The organism is Bacillota bacterium (genome assembly GCA_040754315.1).
GTDB lineage: Bacteria > Bacillota > Sulfobacillia > DUSP01 > JBFMCS01 > JBFMCS01.
The window spans coordinates 1-17,945 of record JBFMCS010000032.1 but is presented as its reverse complement, the minus strand read 5'-3'; the positions used below and the strand labels follow the sequence as shown (position 1 = coordinate 17,945).

Annotated in this window: 14 protein-coding genes and 1 pseudogene; 1 reads left to right on the top strand and 14 read right to left on the bottom strand. The window is 57.1% G+C overall.

Annotated features, from left to right (window positions below; genetic code table 11):
* Positions 1-125: 125 nt before the first annotated feature.
* From AB1576_06240 to AB1576_06215, 6 genes are all read right to left on the bottom strand, one after another.
* Complete coding sequence (locus AB1576_06240; protein ID MEW6081364.1) at positions 126-512, bottom strand: hypothetical protein; 387 nt, start codon at positions 510-512, stop codon at positions 126-128.
* The gene (locus tag AB1576_06235; protein MEW6081363.1) at positions 497-1,183 is read right to left on the bottom strand and encodes an ABC transporter ATP-binding protein; all 687 of its coding nucleotides are present in this window, start codon (positions 1,181-1,183) and stop codon (positions 497-499) included. Before AB1576_06235 ends, AB1576_06240 begins: the two co-directional genes overlap by 16 nt.
* Before the next feature lies 1 nt (position 1,184).
* Positions 1,185-2,342 (bottom strand): ABC transporter permease, encoded by a 1,158-nt coding sequence (locus AB1576_06230; GenBank protein MEW6081362.1) that lies wholly within the window; start codon positions 2,340-2,342, stop codon positions 1,185-1,187.
* A 61-nt stretch (positions 2,343-2,403) separates the two neighbouring features.
* Positions 2,404-3,333: a M56 family metallopeptidase gene (locus tag AB1576_06225; protein MEW6081361.1), complete on the bottom strand. Its 930-nt coding sequence runs from the start codon at positions 3,331-3,333 to the stop codon at positions 2,404-2,406.
* A 2-nt stretch (positions 3,334-3,335) separates the two neighbouring features.
* A complete protein-coding gene (locus tag AB1576_06220; GenBank protein MEW6081360.1) occupies positions 3,336-3,755 on the bottom strand; it encodes a BlaI/MecI/CopY family transcriptional regulator in 420 nt (139 codons plus the stop codon).
* A 526-nt stretch (positions 3,756-4,281) separates the two neighbouring features.
* The gene (locus tag AB1576_06215) at positions 4,282-4,812 is read right to left on the bottom strand and encodes a hypothetical protein (GenBank protein MEW6081359.1); all 531 of its coding nucleotides are present in this window, start codon (positions 4,810-4,812) and stop codon (positions 4,282-4,284) included.
* Positions 4,813-5,452: 640 nt separating this feature from the next.
* On the opposite strand from AB1576_06215, the gene AB1576_06210 reads away from it, so the two are divergent.
* Positions 5,453-7,003 carry a coenzyme F420-0:L-glutamate ligase gene (locus AB1576_06210; GenBank protein ID MEW6081358.1) on the top strand — a complete coding sequence of 517 codons (1,551 nt, stop codon included), beginning with the start codon at positions 5,453-5,455 and terminating at the stop codon, positions 7,001-7,003.
* A 128-nt stretch (positions 7,004-7,131) separates the two neighbouring features.
* Here AB1576_06210 and AB1576_06205 read toward each other — a convergent pair.
* The 8 genes and pseudogenes from AB1576_06205 to AB1576_06170 form a co-directional block, all read right to left on the bottom strand.
* Positions 7,132-8,137: pseudogene (locus AB1576_06205) on the bottom strand (type III restriction endonuclease subunit R).
* Positions 8,137-8,349 carry a HepT-like ribonuclease domain-containing protein gene (locus AB1576_06200; protein MEW6081357.1) on the bottom strand — a complete coding sequence of 71 codons (213 nt, stop codon included), beginning with the start codon at positions 8,347-8,349 and terminating at the stop codon, positions 8,137-8,139. The pseudogene AB1576_06205 and the gene AB1576_06200 overlap by 1 nt, the downstream one beginning before the upstream one ends.
* Before the next feature lie 117 nt (positions 8,350-8,466).
* Positions 8,467-8,772 (bottom strand): nucleotidyltransferase family protein, encoded by a 306-nt coding sequence (locus AB1576_06195; GenBank protein MEW6081356.1) that lies wholly within the window; start codon positions 8,770-8,772, stop codon positions 8,467-8,469.
* Between the two features lie 2 nt (positions 8,773-8,774).
* Positions 8,775-8,957, bottom strand: a complete 183-nt coding sequence (locus AB1576_06190; protein MEW6081355.1) for a hypothetical protein — start codon at positions 8,955-8,957, stop codon at positions 8,775-8,777.
* 1,225 nt (positions 8,958-10,182) lie between these two features.
* The gene (locus tag AB1576_06185; GenBank protein ID MEW6081354.1) at positions 10,183-11,943 is read right to left on the bottom strand and encodes a hydantoinase B/oxoprolinase family protein; all 1,761 of its coding nucleotides are present in this window, start codon (positions 11,941-11,943) and stop codon (positions 10,183-10,185) included.
* A complete protein-coding gene (locus tag AB1576_06180; protein MEW6081353.1) occupies positions 11,940-14,006 on the bottom strand; it encodes a hydantoinase/oxoprolinase family protein in 2,067 nt (688 codons plus the stop codon). The genes AB1576_06185 and AB1576_06180 overlap by 4 nt, the downstream gene beginning before the upstream one ends.
* A gap of 68 nt (positions 14,007-14,074) precedes the next feature.
* Entirely contained in the window at positions 14,075-15,496 is a 1,422-nt protein-coding gene (locus AB1576_06175) for a sodium:solute symporter family protein (GenBank protein MEW6081352.1), read from the bottom strand.
* Between the two features lie 356 nt (positions 15,497-15,852).
* On the bottom strand, positions 15,853-17,646 hold the full coding sequence (locus AB1576_06170) for a sigma 54-interacting transcriptional regulator (protein ID MEW6081351.1): 1,794 nt from the start codon (positions 17,644-17,646) through the stop codon (positions 15,853-15,855).
* Positions 17,647-17,945 lie beyond the last annotated feature (299 nt).

The window sequence follows — 17,945 nt, the reverse complement described above, 5'->3', positions numbered from 1 at the left end:
TCCTGAGGGTATTCCCCCCAGCCAGCGCCCCCTGTATCACACATATCAAAGGCCTGCAAACCCTCCTTTGCCAAAAAAGGCCCGCCGAAAGAGTCAGGCGGGTATTGTATGGAGGAAGGTACAGATCAGAGAAACTCCACCCGCAAGCCTTCCAGCAGGACCCTGTTTCCGTCAACCAACACTCCGCCATACACTCGTACCCTGGCGTTAATCCTCCTCGGCACGGTGAGACCTGCGGGGGCCAGATCCACCACGATGCCCTCCCTTTCACCGGCCGATACCATATAAAACCAGCAGCCGCTGCCGCAGACCAGCGAAATCTTACCCTCTACGACCAGCATTTGCCCGGAGTATGCCCCAGGATCGGCCAGGATCTCTCCGATCCGTGCCGCCCGGGCCTCAGCTGGCGCCTCCGCACCGAACACTTCTTCTTGCGAAAGTAGGCCCCTGAAGAAGTAGTAGCCCGTAAACACCGCAAACAAAAGCACAAAGACGATTACTCCCTTTCCCATTGTTCACATTCACCTCTTATCCTTCCGTCACGTATCGTGATGGTACGCTCCGCCTGGCGGGCAAGATCACTGTTGTGAGTGACCATGATCACCGTAATTCCGCCTGCGTTCAGCTGCCTGAAGAGTTCCATCACCCTGTCTGCGTTGGCCGAATCCAGGTTTCCCGTGGGCTCATCAGCAAGCAGGAGTCTTGGGTTGTTCACCAGGGCCCGTGCAATGGCGACTCTCTGCATCTCACCCCCGCTCAGCTCCCGGGGCAGATGTCCCTGCCTGTGCCTGAGACCCACCATATCCAGCACTTCTATCACGGGGTTTCTGTCACGCGCTCTCCCGAACAGAAGCGGGAGCTCGACGTTTTCCTTCACAGTCAGCGTAGATAAGAGGAAGAACTGCTGGAACACAAAGCCGATGCCCTGCCTTCTGATGTGCCCGAGTGCTCTCTCGCTTAGCTGGGCCGTCTGCTTTCCGTCAAAAATGTAGCTGCCTGAAGAGGGTGTATCGAGGCATCCGATGAGGTTTAGAAGACTTGTCTTACCAGAACCCGAAGGGCCCATCACGGAGATGAACTCGCCCTCATCCACGCGCAGATCTACCTCGTGCAGCGCGCGCACGACTTCGCTGCCCCGCTTATAGTACTTGTTCATCTTCTCACAGAGGATCAGAGCGCTCACATCATTCACTCCTTATCGCTTCCATGGGACTTATCACAGCGGCACGATATGCTGGAAACGCGCCTGCCACGATCCCAAGGAGTATGGATAGAGCGATGCTAAAGGCTGCGATGCGCCAGTCTGCGACGATCAGGCTGCCGGATGGTACAAAAGGCAGCAACGCCTGGGCGGCTCCCTCAAGGAGCCTTCCCCCGCTGATGGCCCCTGCGACCCCGAGCGCCCCACCCGCCAGCGAAAGCAGCAAGCTCTCAAGCCAAATCAGCGCGAAGATATCTGCCGCCGAACCGCCCACGGCCTTCATCATCCCTATCTCCCGCGTGCGCTCAAATACCGACATGAGAATGGTGTTGGCCACCCCGATTGCGCTTATGAATATGGCGACTACAACAATTGTGGTTACCATGGCCTGCGCCTGGGTCATGAGCGTCTCCACCGTTCCGAGCACCTGTGTCATGGTAACAGCCTGAACGTCCGGTAGCGACTCTACCTGCGTTACCACGTCCTCGGTCCTGGTTATGTCATGCACCTGTATTGCGATGGACGTAAGCTTATCCTCGGCATCAAAAATCTGCTGGGCGGTAAGAAGAGGCATGTATACGAACTGGTCATCCTGGGAACCGGTTCGCTCAAGCAGGCCTACGACCCGAAACTCCCTGTCTATGCCAGGGATGGCCAGCGCATCCCCCAGCCTTATCCCGAGCGTTTCCGCCATGTCCACAGGCAGGATAACACTATCGTCCCTAAGCTGCCTGTCGCCTCTCACTACCCACCAGGGCTTTAAGGCGAACACATCTTCGTCCACGCCGTAGATCACCGTCACCTTCCCGTGCTCGAGGGCCTTCTGGTTCATGAACATCCCCACCGCCCGGGCAACGCCTGGCATCTCCCGGATGCGCAGAAGGTCCTCCCGAGTCAGGTAATCCGTAATAGTACCGCCGTGGACGATCATGGCTGTGGCTTCATAGGGACACCCCTTGGCAATCGCCAGCATGTGGGCTCCCATGTTGCCGACTTCCCTGCGCAGGCCTGCCTGGTAACCCTTGTTGAAGGCCAGGAAGCTGTAAAGCATGAAGATACCGGTGGCGATGGCCAGGATCGTGAGCAGGGAGCGAATCCTGTGGCGCAGCAGATTCTTGGATGCCACCGAGAAAAATCCCATCCCTATCGTCTCCTCTCAATGTCCTACGAAACGTAGTAGTTTTGGGCAAAACAAAATACTCCTAGCAGAGAACGAACAACAAGCCAAGCGTAAGACCAAAGACAGGCGGCACCAGCAGCATGTAGCGACAGCGGTGCCGGGCGCCATCGTCAAGTAGACGCCTGACCCGGGCCACAGGTCCGGCTGGCCGGACTAGGTAGCTTTCGGCAGGGCGCAGCTGGGCGCAGTACTTGAGCCCGTGCGTCCTCTTCATCACCCTGATGATGGCCAAGGCGAGCGCATCGTGAAATCCTGTGCGCGATGCAGCCAGCGCGTCGGCCGCCTCCTCCCTTGCCTGGCTGAAGCGTGCGTACGCCAGGTGAGTAAACGGAGAGAAGAACGCGAGTTCCTTAAATAAAAGTGCCAGGTTCAGGGCGTTGTCGCCTCCGACTATGTGCGCCGCCTCGTGGGCGAGCACTGCCTGCAGCTCCTGGTCATCCAAGATCTCCAAGAGCCCACGTGACAGGTATATCACAGGTCTTGTATACCCCTTCACGTAAGCCAGCGGGTATATGGTATCAAGGAGGAAGACCCCCGGCTCCCGTTGAAGACCGAGGCGTCCAATGAGCATCCGGACCCGGGCGTACGCCTGCGGGTCCGCCCATGGCGCTGCGCTGCGCCCCGGAGCCTTCAGCCGGTGCCACCTAAAGAGAAGATACCCGGAAAAAAGAAGCGAAGTAATAGTTCCAAGCAACAGCCAGTACCTGGCGGCCAGCACGCAGATGAGTGCCTGGGTGACTGTGCCATTTACCCGGCATGTGTATGCAGCGTGCATGAGGTATCTGATATAGGTGACAAAGGGAAGAAAAAGCGTGCCCGCGTAAAGCCACACCCTGGTCCGCGGGCCGGGGGAAAAGAGCTTGTCAAAGCCTACCGCCACACCGAGTGAAAGCGCGCTGGCCAGCAGCAGGTAGATGATATATGGTGCAAGAAAAGACTCAAGGAAGATCACACTTACTGCCTCCGTTTTTGCCTGATGATTTCCTCAAGTTCAGAAAGGGCCTTTTCGTCGGCCTCGCCCAGCCGGTCTACAAAATGGGAAATGACCTTATCCCTGTGGCTAAAAAGCAACGAATCCATGACCTCCCCAACTACTTTGTCCAGGTACTGCTCCCTTCCCATGGACGGTACGTAGATATACGCTTTACCTCTTTGCCTACGGGAAAGCAGGCCCTTGTCAGAAAGCCGGGACATCACCGTCATCACTGTGGTGTAGGCAAGTTCCTTGTCAAGCCGCATACGTTCGTAGACGTCCCTGACAGAGCACTCGCCCATCTGCCACATTGTCTCCATGACGTCCGCTTCCAGGTCGCCGAGCACCCGGCGAAGCCCCTCTCTTTGCGGTTTGAAGTCGGGGATGAAAGGTCTTGTCAACCTTTACTACCTGCCTTTCGTTAGCAAATCCCACAGTGATTACTATGGCGGATAGTAATCACATGATACTTCATCTTCAGCATGTCGTCAACGATCCGGCTTGCATCAATAGAGGGTTTGTAGGACCTGGGCATTTCCGGGTCCGTTTGAGGAAGGGGTAGCCAAATCGGGTGCAGCGGGCGATCTGCGTGATGGGCTGGGATTTCGTGGTATTTCCCCCTGTTCCTGACCACCGGCCACGATGAGAACCTCATTTAGCCGGGGGCAGGGGCGAGTACATAGATTGGGGCTTTCAGCAGCGGGAGGCAGGTCAATACTCTCAACGCCACCCCCGTGAAGCCCTTTGCATTCTTCAGGTTTCTCAGGACAAAGAGCCTTAGTAGGTTTTAGGCTATCGCCATCAGGGCCATATGGCAGGTACGGCGATAATCTGAAGGGGGCTATGAGAGAGATCGGTACTCCACTCCCTCATACTGCCAGCATCTCTCGCCCAGTTTTAGTCCGCACAGCCAGGCACTTCAAGGACCTAGTGTTTCGCCATTTTCCCCTGTAGAACGCGTTTCGATATTTCCAGACCCACGACTGCACCGCCGAGGGCGAGCCCGTATATGAGGGTACTCATGGCAAAGAACAGGCCAACGCCAATCGTTCTAAATAGCAGATTACCGGTGAAGTAATTGGAGACTATCAATGACAGCCAGAAACCCCATAATGGATAGAAGGCCGCAGAAAACCATATCTTGAATGGCGAGTCTGAGGTTCCCGGAAGCAGGCGGCTGCTCAGATGAGAAAGTATGCCCGCTGACAGGATCGCTAATCCCATGAACGGCGTGAATACGATAAGAATACCTCCAAAGACCAGGCTTATAAGCGCCATGGTCCATGAGCTCTTAAGGCGCTTTAGCCCTATGGCCATTATCAAGGAAAGGTACGGAGCCATGAGGACAAACTTGCCTCCGGGGAGTGGTATGGCCCTGCTTAGGAGGTACAGAATGTAACCCCCCGCCACCAGAACCGCTGCCAACAGGCTGATAAACGTTATGTCTTGCGTCCTCATGTCTAAACCCATCGCCCTCTCGTCTCGCAGATCCTGTTGAGACTTGGCTCAAGCATGGCCCTGTCTGTGACGAATGGATCGAGCAGTCCAGTCGCTTCTTCCACCCAGGATGGCAGGATCCCTTCCTCACCCCGTCCATGAGAGCACAGTAATTCCGTGGAAGCACGCAGGCTCTTAGGCGTTCCAGGTCCAATGCAGGCAGGAGTTTCAGAGGGAGGCGCCGGTGACCATCTCTTCGCGGCGCGAGATGATAGATAGATTCATCTTCAATTTGTGCGCCAGCGCCTACTACTTCGAACCTGGCTTTTCCGGGTTCTATCAGCCACCATGGTGTCTTCCCGTCTTGTGAGAACCTGCCGGCCGCCATCGTATCACCTCATAAGAACCCGCCCAACACCTGATCCCCACGATACTTTCCTTCAAGTTCAAAAGACGTGTGCCAATCTCTTCCTTTCACCTCACTATTCCTCTTTACTTTCCCGCTCGCCAGGTGGTACTCTGGTCAAGGGTGGCATTTGTGTTTCCTCTGGCCAGTTTCCAGGAGCCAAGGCGAAGTGGCCTGCTCTTGGGCAGTGATGCTGCCAGCGTTGCGGGAGAAATCAGGTACGCCCCGCGAGACAGACTGTGAAGGTGGTACTTCATGGATCTAAGAATACCCGGAGAGGCCGGCGTCGTTGTCATAAGCTTGAAGACACCATTGATCCTGCCCAGCGACGATATCCGTGGGATTGCCGTGTCTGCAGTTGAGGGTATCGTGGAAGACGGCGACATAATCTGTGTTACGGAATCGGTCCTGGCACGTTCCCAGAACAGATACATCACATGTGATGAGCTGGCTCAGGCCTTAATATCCCAGTTGAAACTGTGCGGGGGCGACAGGCTGGCTGTAATCAGTCCAATTGTCAGCAGGAACCGTTTTGCCTTAATCCTCCGGGCGATAGCCAAGGCCACGCGTGGAGGATATGTAGTGGTCCAGCTTTCGATACCCGCCGACGAAGTGGGAAACCAGGTCTTGGATGAAGACTTCACTACCAAGCGCTTGCGATTCAAGGGGATCTTCAACAGCCTGCAACAGATACGAGGCAACACTCCTCACATGAATGTCCTCATCCGGGAATTGCTGGCGGCCCTTAAACTGCAGGAAATCGGGTACGATATTAGCGCCATCCGGAAGATAACCGGGCAGGGAGTAGGTGACTTAACACTCCAGGCTCCCGATGGTCGCAGTATGATCGCTGAAGTGAGTTTTGAGAACCTCAGCAAGACATCGCGCAGGGCTCTGAGCATCAAGAATGATGTCCAAAGCGATGGGACCCTGGCCATAACGGTAGATTTGGAGAGGCAGAAAGTGACCATCGTGGATGCTGAGGCCTATCTAGCATCTGGGATGGAAAAGTCTCTCATAGCTGAACTGTCCTATTCAACCCAGGTGGGGATCTATCAAGACCCGGACTGCATTTACTCGGAGGAGGTGCAAAACCGCAGCTTTGTCCATCCCATTACGAAGATGGATTACCCTGGCATGTACCTTGACCTGATTCGGCAGGAAAACGCGAATGGCGAGATCCTTTTCACGAATAATCCTCTCAAGGTCTTCGACGCGGGCGTTGTCGATGGAGTCATTATCGGTGCTGTTCACAAGCGTAACCAGCTTAAAGACCTGTTTGGCTCCTTTGGCACCAAGACTCCCGTACTGACAATTCAGGATCTCGGACCTGGACCGTGGGGGGTCATAGGTTCTAATGCGTCCGACCTGGAGAAAGGAATACTGAAGCTGTTGCCGGATAACGCCGATGTCGCAGCAGACAGCATAAAAGAAAGCGTGAAGCAGGATACCGGGAGGGAGGTTGAGGTACTGATCTTTGGAGACGGCGCGTATAAGGACCCTGATACCGGGATATATGAGCTGGCTGATCCGCATCCTTGCATAGGATGTAGTTCCGGCCTCAGAAGCGCTGCCCTGAGGACCGGGACGAAACTGAAACTCCAGGTAGAAACGTGGTTTCGCCAGGGCTACTCCCGGGAACAGATGGCACATCTTCTCCAGAACAAGGAGAGCAACATCTCTCGAGAGACCCTGGGCACCACTCCCCGGAGCGTCACCAGCATACTTGGCACGCTGGCCGACCTGGCTGCTGGGTCTGCTGATGCGGGGACTCCAATAGTGCTTGTGAGGAATTTCGTATACTAGATTCGCCCGAAACGGGACAGTCTGGCTAGGCAGGCATGAAAAAGCGCCCCCTGTTCTAGACGGGCCATGACCACTCAGGCTGCACCATCACGGCGCTTCCCAAGCGCCGTTTCTTTCTTTGATTCGCCGGGCACGGCGTCGTCGCGCACCACTACGCGGGGTCTTGACCAAGTCTGCTCGATGGCGTCGTTCAGGCCGAAGTCGCTGGCGATCCAGCCGAAGAGCGCCTCCTCGCTGCTCTTTTTGCCCGGCGGTGTGAAGGGCATAGCGGAAGAGTCGTAGCAGGTGAGGATGCCCCGCGAACGGCGCAGCTGGTCCAGCGCACAGATCCAGACCGTGGCCCCCCCGGCGCTGTCTTTCATATCCCGGCTGCGCAGGTATTTAGGTATAGCCTCAATGCTCTTGGCGTCACGCGTGTCCACGCTGCGCCGTTTTTTGATCTGCTCCTCGCTGCCCCAGGCCAGCGCGTGCCAGCTGCGCACCAGCACCTTGCCCTGGCGTAGCTTGTCCTGGGCCGGGGGTACGATGTTGAATGCCTCGTAGTAATTGCCGATACCGGCGGGTTCCAGCATCGCCAGCCAGCTCTTCACTGCGAGCCTGGGTGCAATCACCCAGCACGTTTTGTCGAACTGCGGATAAGTAACCTGGTTCAGGATGTGCCAGGTGACCACCATGGCCATGACGGTGGTCTTGCCCGAGCCGGTGGCCATCTTGCAGCATTGGCGTGTAAACTCTCCGCCGTCGCCGAGAATCTCGATTCCAACGCGGCCGGCCCGGCGCGACTCGCTCAGCCACATCAGCGTTTCCACCGCCTCTAGCGGAAGAAGAAGCGTCGGCTTTCGAACTCCTCCGGGTCGCGCCAGTGCTCCAGTAACCGCTCGGTGGTGCCGGTGACGCCGGGGTAGCCTGCCTTGCGCCAGGCTCTTACGCGCGGGTGGACCTGGTTAACCAGCGGGTTCCACAAAAATGCCGGGATCGTTAAGCCTTGGAGTCGCCCGAGGCCACCACGTAGCCCGCCGGGCCGCGGACCTCCACCAGGTCGAAGGTCCGCGTCTCGCGCTCGCAGCACCAGTGCCTTGCCGGTTCATCGTAGGGCAAGTTGATGATCAGCCGGTCGATGGTTGTTCTGGCCATCAAGATTCCTCCACTGACATCGCAGAACTCAAGAGTGAAACCAAAGCAGGCAGGTCCTCCCGGATGGTCTGCCACAGGATGTCAAGGTTAATGTCAAAGTAAGCGTGTACCAGCCGGTGGCGCATACCGATGATGTCTTCCCATGGTATTTCAGGCAGGTTCTCTCGCGTTTCCGGCGATAACCGGTAAGCGGCTTCGCTGGTTATTTCCACTTCTTCACCAACGACAGGGCAAGCTGACGGTCGGTGTCAAGATCGCTGCGGTCCCGCCCCTGGATAAAGGTTATGGCCTCCTAGGCCGCATCCAGCATATGCCGTAAACGAATGGCCTCACTCTTGCGCATACTGCACCTCAGCTTCCTCGATCACACTTTGCCGAAAATACCGGCTCAGATCCTCCGGCGTGTGCAAGTCTACCTTGCGCCCGTTAAAGAGAAGCGACAGTTCTCTTTCCAAACGGGCTATCCCCAGGAGGCCGGGTATACGATCAGGCACGAATTCTACCAGAACGTCTATATCGCTATCCGGGCGAAAATCACCACGCAGCGCAGAGCCAAAGATTGCTAACCGCCGGATGCCGTGTTCCAAGCAGAACTCAGCAATACTCTCGCGGGAAACTGTTAGACTTGGATTCATTGCTAACTTCTCACCACCTTTAAGATCATGCCCCGGTCGTCCACGATCTTGACGGCGATGCGCTTGTGATCTCCCGGCGCGAAGGGGAGCGAGACCGTCCCCCGGTAGACCTCCAGCAACTCCTCGTCGATTTCGGCCTTGAGGCTCTTCGCCAGCCGTGCCCACCCTTCCTTCTCCCCGGCCATCGGGAAGAACACCTGGCGTAGATACAGACTACGCCCGTTGTAATCGGTATCCAGCAGCCAGACGGCGATCTAGTCCGCGCCACCCGGTTCGATGCGACCGGTCTTGGTGTTATAGTAGTCGAAGCCGTGCACCGATAGGCGGTATTAGCCATCCGGGAGGCGCTCCACTGCCACGTCCGGGTGGCCATCAGCCAGAAGAACTCGTTGCTGGCCCGTTTTTTCCTCCAGGTCATCGGTCAAGAGGTCGGCATTCATCTGTTGCTTTCAGCAGGGTGACACCCGGCCAATGGGTTTCGTCAATGTCCTTTGCCGCGTCCGGTCGAACTGAAACGCGGCGAAGACGATGATCTTGGGCCGGAGAACCGGGGTTTACCCCTAAGCGGCCACACGGCCACGCACGATTTCCAGCTCCTCGCCGCGGGGGGTTGCATTAACCTGCTAAATCCCTATATAGAGGGGAGGCGACAGAGGACCATGCACACCAAGCCCATCGAGGACCCGCGCCTTTTCAACAGTACCCCGGGGGGGATCTGCCCGGCAAAAGAAAACCTATGCCCTCCGCACCTCCTCGGAACGCTGCTTCAAGCACGTCAAGATAGGCCGCGAAATCGAACGCTTCATCTTAAGGAGTATCAGGGCCTGGGCCTGGCACACCCACCTCATCGCAATGAACACCATCCCTCCATCCTTACCCTGCTACTCGGTAGACCGCCTGCGAAACTGAATGCATCCTCTACACGCCCGGCATGATGGGGGCATTGTTGCCCTATACTCATTTTTGTGGTGCGCACCCGCTCAAGGCCCTGGCTGTTCCTAGAAGCCGCCTTTTCAATCACCTTACCGCAATTCATTCGTAAAATCACTCGCTCCCCCCATGCCCGGTTTTTCCCAGGTAGTCCCTGGCGGCTTCTGGGAAGACTCTCTATTCCCACTGACCACAAGGGTTTTCTCTTCTTTGTCGTATTGTATCCAGACATCCAAGGCTGAACAGTCATGGCTTTTCTTAGGTTTTTATTCAGATGCTGGTGCTTAACCGGCAACTGGGGTGGATACCATGTGGGAGGGTCCACTGTGCATCAGGGACCTGGCTTTCGCTTGGCATTTTAGCCACCTGCTCTTATAGGCCTCTCAGCCCAGCACTCACCCCTGCCGAGCACCGAGGAGCGAATTCTGGGTTTAGATTAGCCGCCAGATACGCTCTGGCATGACCGCCCCGCGACCCGGTTCAGATCATCGGTCCTGGACGCGCACCGTCATTCATAGGATGGCTGCTTTTGGTTCTCAACCTTGCGGTTTCTTCTTCCATGACTGTCCAGGTTTCCGTATTCACAGCCACACCATAACGCTCCCGAGCCCTTTCGGAGGATATTAACCCCTCTCTCACGTCCCACAGGACTGACTTCGGATCCCTCCTGAGGGGGTCACCGTAACCTCCCCCACCTGCAGTTTTCAAGATTAGCTTGCTTCCTGAGGAAACGGTAGTAGTGATCTTAGTGGGTAGTATCCTCTCTCTTCCCTGCACCAGCCAGCACTCGGAACCTTCTCCCGGCTTCCCTCCTTGTAGTCCCCACGGTCTAGTCTTTCTCCGTTCCGTGCTTAGGGTTATTCCCGTCTCTTCTCCCAGGACCACGATCTCCCTGGTGAGCCCGAGGCCTCCCCTGAAGGCACCCGGGCCTTCTGAATCAGGCACCAAGCCGTAACGTTCCACTCGCAACGGGTAGGTCATTTCGATCACTTCCGTGGGGGCGTTCCTGGTGTTGGTCATGTTGGTATGAACGCCATCCATACCATCCTGATCCCACAGGGCCCCCTGCCCGCCTCCATAGGTCTCCACATAGGAGAAGTAGGTATTGGTCCCCGGCACCAGCCCCCCGATAGTAAAGAGGCTCATGCTCCCTGTAGAGGCAGCTGTCACCCTTTCCGGCACCGCCAGGGCAAGAGCTCCCAGCACCACATCAGCTATGCGCTGCGCGGTATTGATGTTGGCGTTGGATACTGCTGCCGGGAAGCGAGGGTTCACCAGGGTGCCTTCAGGGGTGGTCACCTTCACAGGCTTGTAGCTTCCTTCGCTAGAAGGGAGGTCAGGGTCGGCCACGCACTTGATGGCGTAATAAACACTGGCAAGGGTGACAGCGCGAGTACAATTCACGGAGCCCTTCACCTGCGGGCTGGTACCCGTGAAATCTACGTGGACGTTCCCTCCCTCTATCGTCACAGCCACCTTAATTGGGATGAGGTCATCCGAAAACCCATCCCCCTCGAGGTAGTCCTCAAACCTGTAGGTCCCTCGAGGAAGCTGCTCCAGCATGGCCAGCATTCTCCGCTCCGAATAGTTGATGATCTCCTCCATGTAACGGAGCACCTGGCTGGCTCCGTACCGGTCCACTATCTCGAGAACTCGCCTCTCACCCACATTGTTCGCCGCCATCTGAGCCTGGAAATCGCCTCTGGTCTCCTGGCTGGTCCTGACGTTGCTGGATATGAGGTTCAGGATCTCTTCTTTCACCTCTCCCCCCTCCCGCAGCTTGATAGGGGGAATCCTCAAACCCTCCTGAAAGATCTCGCTGGAACTGGCGGGCATTCCTCCTGGCGAAATGCCGCCTATGTCCACATGGTGAGCCAGGTTGGCCAGGAGGGCGACAAGTGTTCCTTCTTTGTAGACCGGGGTTATCATGCATATGTCGGGAAGGTGAGACCCACTTATGTACGGGTCGTTTATTATCACGGCGTCGCCCGGACCCAGCCTCTCGGGGGGATGCCGCCGGAGCACTTCTTTGACGACAGTGGGCATGAGCCCGAGGTGAAGGGGAATGTGCTCCGCCTGAGCGACGAGGGAGCCTTCCGGCGTATAAATAGCAGTGGAACAGTCCCTCCTGTCTTTAATGTTGGTAGAGAGTGCCGTCCTTATCAGGGCTGCCCCCATCTCTTCCGCTACAGACTGGAAGGCGTTCCTCATGACCTCGAGTGTAACTGGGTCAATGCTCATTGAGCAGCCTCCTCGCCTTGTCTAATCACTAGATTGCCGTGTTGGTCAGAGGCAGCCCATTGGCCCGGGAACACCACGATTGTAGAATCCATCTGTTCTATGATAGCAGGCCCTCTCAGGAAGTACCCCGCATCGATATGATCCCTCGGGAACACCGGAACCATGATCTCCTCCCCGTCAAAGATGACCTTTCTCTCCCCAGAACCCACCTTTTCCTCCTTCAGCCTACGGCGGTGGCCTGTCACTTGGAACTCCGGAAGCCTCCCGAAGGCGGTTAGACGCAGGTTGACCAGTTCCACCGGTTCCCTGGGGAGGCTGTACCCGTACTGCCGCTGGTGAGACCCGTGATGCAGAGAGGCCATCTCCTGAAGGGAGCCCTCTTCCAAGATCGATCGGCTGATGGGCACGTTCAGCTCATAGGCCTGCCCCGCATACCTGGTGTCGGCGCTCATCAGCAGCTGCATATCACTCCCCCTGAAGCCCTCTCTCTCCAGTTGGGCACGCGCCTGGCCTTCCAACCCCTGGTACTCTGACCGAAGGTCCGAGGCAGAAAGCGATTCCACCTTCCCTACCACCGTGCGTACGAAGTCATGGCGGACATCAGCCACTAGCATGCCCATGGCGGAGGTGACACCCGGGTGGGGAGGCACGATTACCTCGGGTATGCCCAGCTCCTGAGCCAGCTGGGCCCCGTGCACCGGGCCCGCCCCACCGAAGACTACCAGTGAGAACTGCCTGACATCATATCCCTTCTCAACGGAGACGACCCTTATGCCCCTTACCATGTTGGCGTTGACCACCCTAATGATTCCCTCGGCCGCCTGCAATGGGGTCATTCCCGCAGGTGCGGCGATCTGGCTTTCCACGGCCCGGAAGGCTAGAGCCCTCTCCAGGGGCATGCGGCCGCCCAGCAGGTATTCGGGATTCAGTCTTCCTAGCACTACGTTGGCGTCAGTTACGGTAACCGCCTGGCCACCCTGGCCGTAGCAGACGGGCCCGGGCTCGGCGCCAGCGCTGTGCGGGCCGACCCTCAGGGCTCCCCCTTGGTCTATCCAGGCAACACTTCCCCCTCCCGCACCGATGGTGTTGATCTCTATCATCGGGAGCTTCATAGGATACCCGCCGATTTCCCCTTCCGTGGTAACCAGTAGCTTTCCCTGGTGGATTAGGGATACGTCAAGGCTGGTTCCACCCATGTCAACGGTTATCACATTCGGTCTCTGGCATAGGCGGCTGACGAAAAGACCCGCCAGCACGCCACCGGCCGGACCTGAAAGCACTGTGCGGGCACTCACCTTTTTCGCCTCGGGTGCTGTGATAACACCCCCATTCGATTGCATTATGTAGAGGTCCGAAGCCAGCCCGAGCCCCGCCAAATTGGTCCTGAGGTCTTGAACGTAGGTGGCCACTCGCGGCATCACGTAGGCATTGATGACCACCGTGGACATTCTCTCGTACTCCCTGAACTCCGGCAGCACCTCAGAGGAAAGCGTGATGAAGGTGCCCGGCATTTCGTCGTTAAGAACCCGACCGATAAGTGTCTCGTGGCCAGGGTTGGCGAAGGCATTCAACAGGCAGACCGCCACGGACTCAACCCCTTGTTCCTTGAGCTCACGGGCCTTCATTCGGACCTCTTCCTGGTCGAGGGACGTAAGGATGGAGCCATCGTGGAGGGTTCTCTCCCCCACCTCGAACCTGAGGCTTCGCGGTACCAGCGGCTCGGCTCGCCGGGCCCAGAAATCGTAGAGCTTTGGCCGGTTCTGGCGCCCTATGTGGAGCACGTCCCGGAAACCCTGGGTAGTGATAAGCGCAGTCTTCGCACCCCTGTGTTCCAGAAGGGCGTTGGTCGCGACAGTGGTGCCGTGGATGAAAAACGAGATCTCCTTGGGATCAAGGCCAAGACTCCCAAGGACCTCTTTCAAGCCCTCCAGCACTGCCCTGGATGGGTTGGCGGGAGTCGATGGTATCTTGGCTACATGAAGATCACCACTCCCCTCAGCCACCACGGCGATGTCCGTGAAGGTGCCTCCAGTGTCCACTCCAAGTCTATAGGGCACTTTCATCTCTCCTATCATGAGGACGACAATGAGAAGTGGGCAAGGGGCGACCCCGGGCCGCCCCTTGCTTGATTTCACGCTGGATGAGAGTAGCGTTTATCCAACCTTCGGGTTTCCAGCAGCACTCCTATGATGAGAACCGCTGTGGCGATGGGGAAACCCATTAGTATGGGATCCATTCTCCAGAGGAAAGCCGTGCCCGCTTCGTACTTGGCCCCAAAGAATTGCTGGTACACAGTGAACCCGGAGCCCATCAGCATGGCGGCCATGGTGGTAACCCGGCACCGGCGCGCCTTGGGCCAGAATACCAGGGCGATCAGCACGGGGGCAAGCGCCGCCGCCATTATCCTGCCGCCCACCCAGAAGAGCTCGAGGACCATGGGCAGGGTCCGGCCTATCACGACGGCTGCCACCGCCACTACTACCACACATACCCTCTGGACGGTGATGAGGCCTTGCTCGCTGATCTTGGGGTTAACCAGTCTCTTGTAGATGTCATTGGCCAGGTTGGAACTGACCGTAAGCACACAAGAGTCCACTGTCGACATGCAAGAGGCTAGGAGCGCTGTGAAGAAGAAGGCGCCCCAGATGGGTCCCTTCAGGTGTGTAATCATGTGCAGGTAGATGTCCCCTGCCGCCACATCCGGGTAAAGAGTACGACCCAGGGTTCCGATGACAAAGGGTACCATGTACCAGACTATCGTTATAAGGCCCCCGTACAAGAAGGCCTTCTTGGCGGTTTCGTCGCTCTCCGCGGCGAGTCCCCGTTGAATTATGGTCTGGTACGCCGCGGTTATGAGGACCCCCGTCAGAAACCACCCTGCGGATTGTGGGATTCCGGCATTCATGATCTGGGAGTGGGTCGCCGGTATCGCCGATGTCATGGCGCTCCACCCACCCAGTGCGGAGACGGCCAGCGGGATGACGAGTACCGTGCCGATCAGGATGATGATGGACTGGACAAGATCAGTGTACATGACCGCCCACATGCCGCCCAGGAGCGTGTAGACCAGCACCACGGCGAGGGTTATTGCGAGAGCCGTCACCAGGCTGACACCGAACATGAACTGGAACATCATGGCCATAGCGATGGAAATGCCAGCAGTGACTCCCAGGTCCCTTCCGATCACGAGCAGAACGGCCACGATCCGGTGGTTAACCCCGAAGTACCTTTCGAAGAGCTCGGGGATGGTCACGATGCCGGTTCGCCTTAGCCGAGGTATCATCCACCAACCCATCCAGGTGCACATGAGCATGAAGGCACCGCCAGACCAGTAACCTGCGATGCCCACGGAGTAGCCCATGCCGCCATATCCCATCAGGGTCGCCGAGTTGACCCAGGTGGCAACAATGCCGCCCACTACTAGCCAAAAGGGTACCTTCCGGCCCGCCAGGATGTAGTCATCCCCTCCCTTAACCCTTCGAGATACCCAGATACCTATCCCAAGCATAGCAGCGAAATAGATGACAACGAACACGAGATACTCGGCGTTCATTCTTCTGGCACCTCCTTCTTGCGCTAGCCTCCGAGAAGCCAGCTCCAGATTTTGAAGTATAAAAGGTAGACCAGGAATAAACCTAGCCATGCGCCTATCAGGACACGTGCTGGCGCCGCCACCGTGTCCATGGGATCCTCATGGAACTCCGTCATTGCCGCCACCCCCTTTCCCGACTTGGCTTAGGGAATACCCTTTTGCAATCCCCGTGCCAGAGCGCGGAGAGACCCCAACGGGGGCAAGAAAGGCTTTGGGGCCTATGCTCATAGACGAGAGAGGGAATTCGTGGCGGGCAAAGGTGTTACCCACTGGCAACAGAGGCCCCAAGGGGTGTTGTCCATAGGCAACGGCTTAGACTAGAAGAGCCCGTGCCGCCGCGCCTTCCTAAGAAGGGTGGAGGGATTGAGGTTTAAGGCCTTGGCCGCCTGTCTCAATGAAGCGTGCCTTTCCAGAGCGGCCGCTATAACCGCTTTCTCATACCGGGAGCACGCATCCTTGAGGCTCCCATCCCGGACGGGAGATTCCAGGGCTAAGCCTGGCTCGGGGTCTGGAGGCACGGAACGGACGGCAATCTCATTCCCCGGCAAGGTGATGAACAGGTACTCCACCAGGTTCTCTAGTTCCCTCACATTACCAGGCCAGGAATAGGCCAGGAATGCGTCGATGGTACAAGCCGCCAGGATCTTTTGGGTTCTATGCTTCTCGTTGTGGCGCCGGATGAAGTGGAAGGCGAGGGTGGGTATGTCTTCGAGCCTCTCGCGGAGGGGGGGTATCCTTATGGGGAAGACGTTCAGCCGGAAGAAGAGGTCCTCCCTGAAGCGACCCTCCTTGATCTCTACCTTTACATCCTTGTTGGAGGCAGCGATAATGCCCGTATCAAACCTGGTGGGACGGCGATCACCGACTCGGTAGACCTCTTTGTCCTGTATTGCGCGGAGGAGCTTCCCTTGCACCTGCAGAGGCAGGTCTGTTATCTCATCCAGGAAGATGGTGCCCCCATCCGCAAGCTCGAACATCCCTGGCTTGCCCCTGTTATCAGCTCCCGTGAAGGAACCCTTGACGTAACCGAAGAGCTCCGATTCCACAAGTGAGGGTGGAATGGCAGCACAGTTCACGTGGATCATAGGGTTCTCCCGGCGGGCGCTGTGGGTGTGAATGTACCTGGCAACCACGTCTTTGCCCACCCCTGACTCTCCTGTGAGGAAGACGGTGGTGTCAAAATGGGCCGCCTTGGAGGCCATCTCCAGGACGCGCTGAAAGGACTTGCTCCTGGCCACAAGGTGAGTGGACTCCATCTGCTGCCGGGTCATCTCAGAGAGCTCTGACCGAGAACGGTCATACAGCGCCCTGGTGGCCTCAAGTTCCCTCCTAAGGTGGAGGAGCCCGGAAATGTCTCGGACGTTCGAGACCACCCTCACGATGTCACCGCTCTTACTGAAGACGGGGTTGCCGGTGGTAAGGGCCTGCCGGCCGGTCACGTACTCCTGAAAGATAGTCACCGGAACCCTCTGCTCCAGCACAATCAGGGTTACGCTCTTGGAGTACATCCCCTCAAACTGCATTTCCCGAACGTCCCGACCCAGCATTCTCTCCCTCGGCAGCCCCGTCGTTTGTTCCCATGCGCTGTTGCAGTAGAGTGTAATCCCATGCCCGTCTGTGATGTATATCCCGTCATAGGAGGATTCGAGGATGGCGGAAAAGAGCGGTTGGTTCTCGATGGCTACCAGGTCTGCCAGGTCAATCTCCCGGGCAATGCTGCCCTGCTGGCCCATGAGGGGAAGTCTCTGTTCCACCACAAGGGAGTCAACCTTACTGACGTTCAGCTTGCCTACGAGGCGTTTGTTGGAATCATACACCCAACAGCTCTCTGGGCCGGAAAAGATCAGGGCAGGGTTGACGTCATCCTCTTCCGAAACAATGTTGGAAGTGCGCTTTAGGGCATCAATAGCAGGGGTCGTAGGGTGACAGCCCTTGGCCACAGCCTCAAGCACGTCTTCTCGCCTTATCACCCCTTTCAAGCGGCCCTGTTGATCAACAACGGGAATCTCGTTGACCCACCGTATCCTCCCGAAGAGCGAAGCGGCATCTTGAAGGGTCTGGTCCCATTTGATGGTTTCTTTTTGCCTGTCAGTTATCTCGCGGATCTTCACCTTGAACCCGCCTGCCTCTGTAAGTACTATTCCGTGAGATGGGAACACAATGTGGGACGACCGAAACACCAGGACTGAAGGGAGCACCAACAGCTTAGGCTGCTCCCGTTGCAAGTATTTTAGCATGTTTAGGCCTTGTTGCAGATATGTGGGATAATAGATAAAGAGCCGCCCCGAGTTTAACAGATAAAAGGGGCAAAATCTCCCGAAACCGTTGCGGTTACAGGAGATTTTGCGGTACTGCTGAGGTATTAAAACGTAGTCACATGGCCGTAGTCTTGTCGAAGCTGTATTTGATC

Coding starts and splice junctions, on each gene's coding strand:
- AB1576_06240 (MEW6081364.1), bottom strand. CDS start 512: ATGGGAAAGGGAGTAATCGTCTTTGTGCTTTTGTTTGCGGTGTTTACG.
- AB1576_06230 (MEW6081362.1), bottom strand. CDS start 2,342: ATGGGATTTTTCTCGGTGGCATCCAAGAATCTGCTGCGCCACAGGATT.
- AB1576_06215 (MEW6081359.1), bottom strand. CDS start 4,812: ATGAGGACGCAAGACATAACGTTTATCAGCCTGTTGGCAGCGGTTCTG.
- AB1576_06210 (MEW6081358.1), top strand. CDS start 5,453: ATGGATCTAAGAATACCCGGAGAGGCCGGCGTCGTTGTCATAAGCTTG.
- AB1576_06195 (MEW6081356.1), bottom strand. CDS start 8,772: ATGAATCCAAGTCTAACAGTTTCCCGCGAGAGTATTGCTGAGTTCTGC.
- AB1576_06190 (MEW6081355.1), bottom strand. CDS start 8,957: ATGGCCGGGGAGAAGGAAGGGTGGGCACGGCTGGCGAAGAGCCTCAAG.
- AB1576_06185 (MEW6081354.1), bottom strand. CDS start 11,943: ATGAGCATTGACCCAGTTACACTCGAGGTCATGAGGAACGCCTTCCAG.
- AB1576_06180 (MEW6081353.1), bottom strand. CDS start 14,006: ATGAAAGTGCCCTATAGACTTGGAGTGGACACTGGAGGCACCTTCACG.
- AB1576_06175 (MEW6081352.1), bottom strand. CDS start 15,496: ATGAACGCCGAGTATCTCGTGTTCGTTGTCATCTATTTCGCTGCTATG.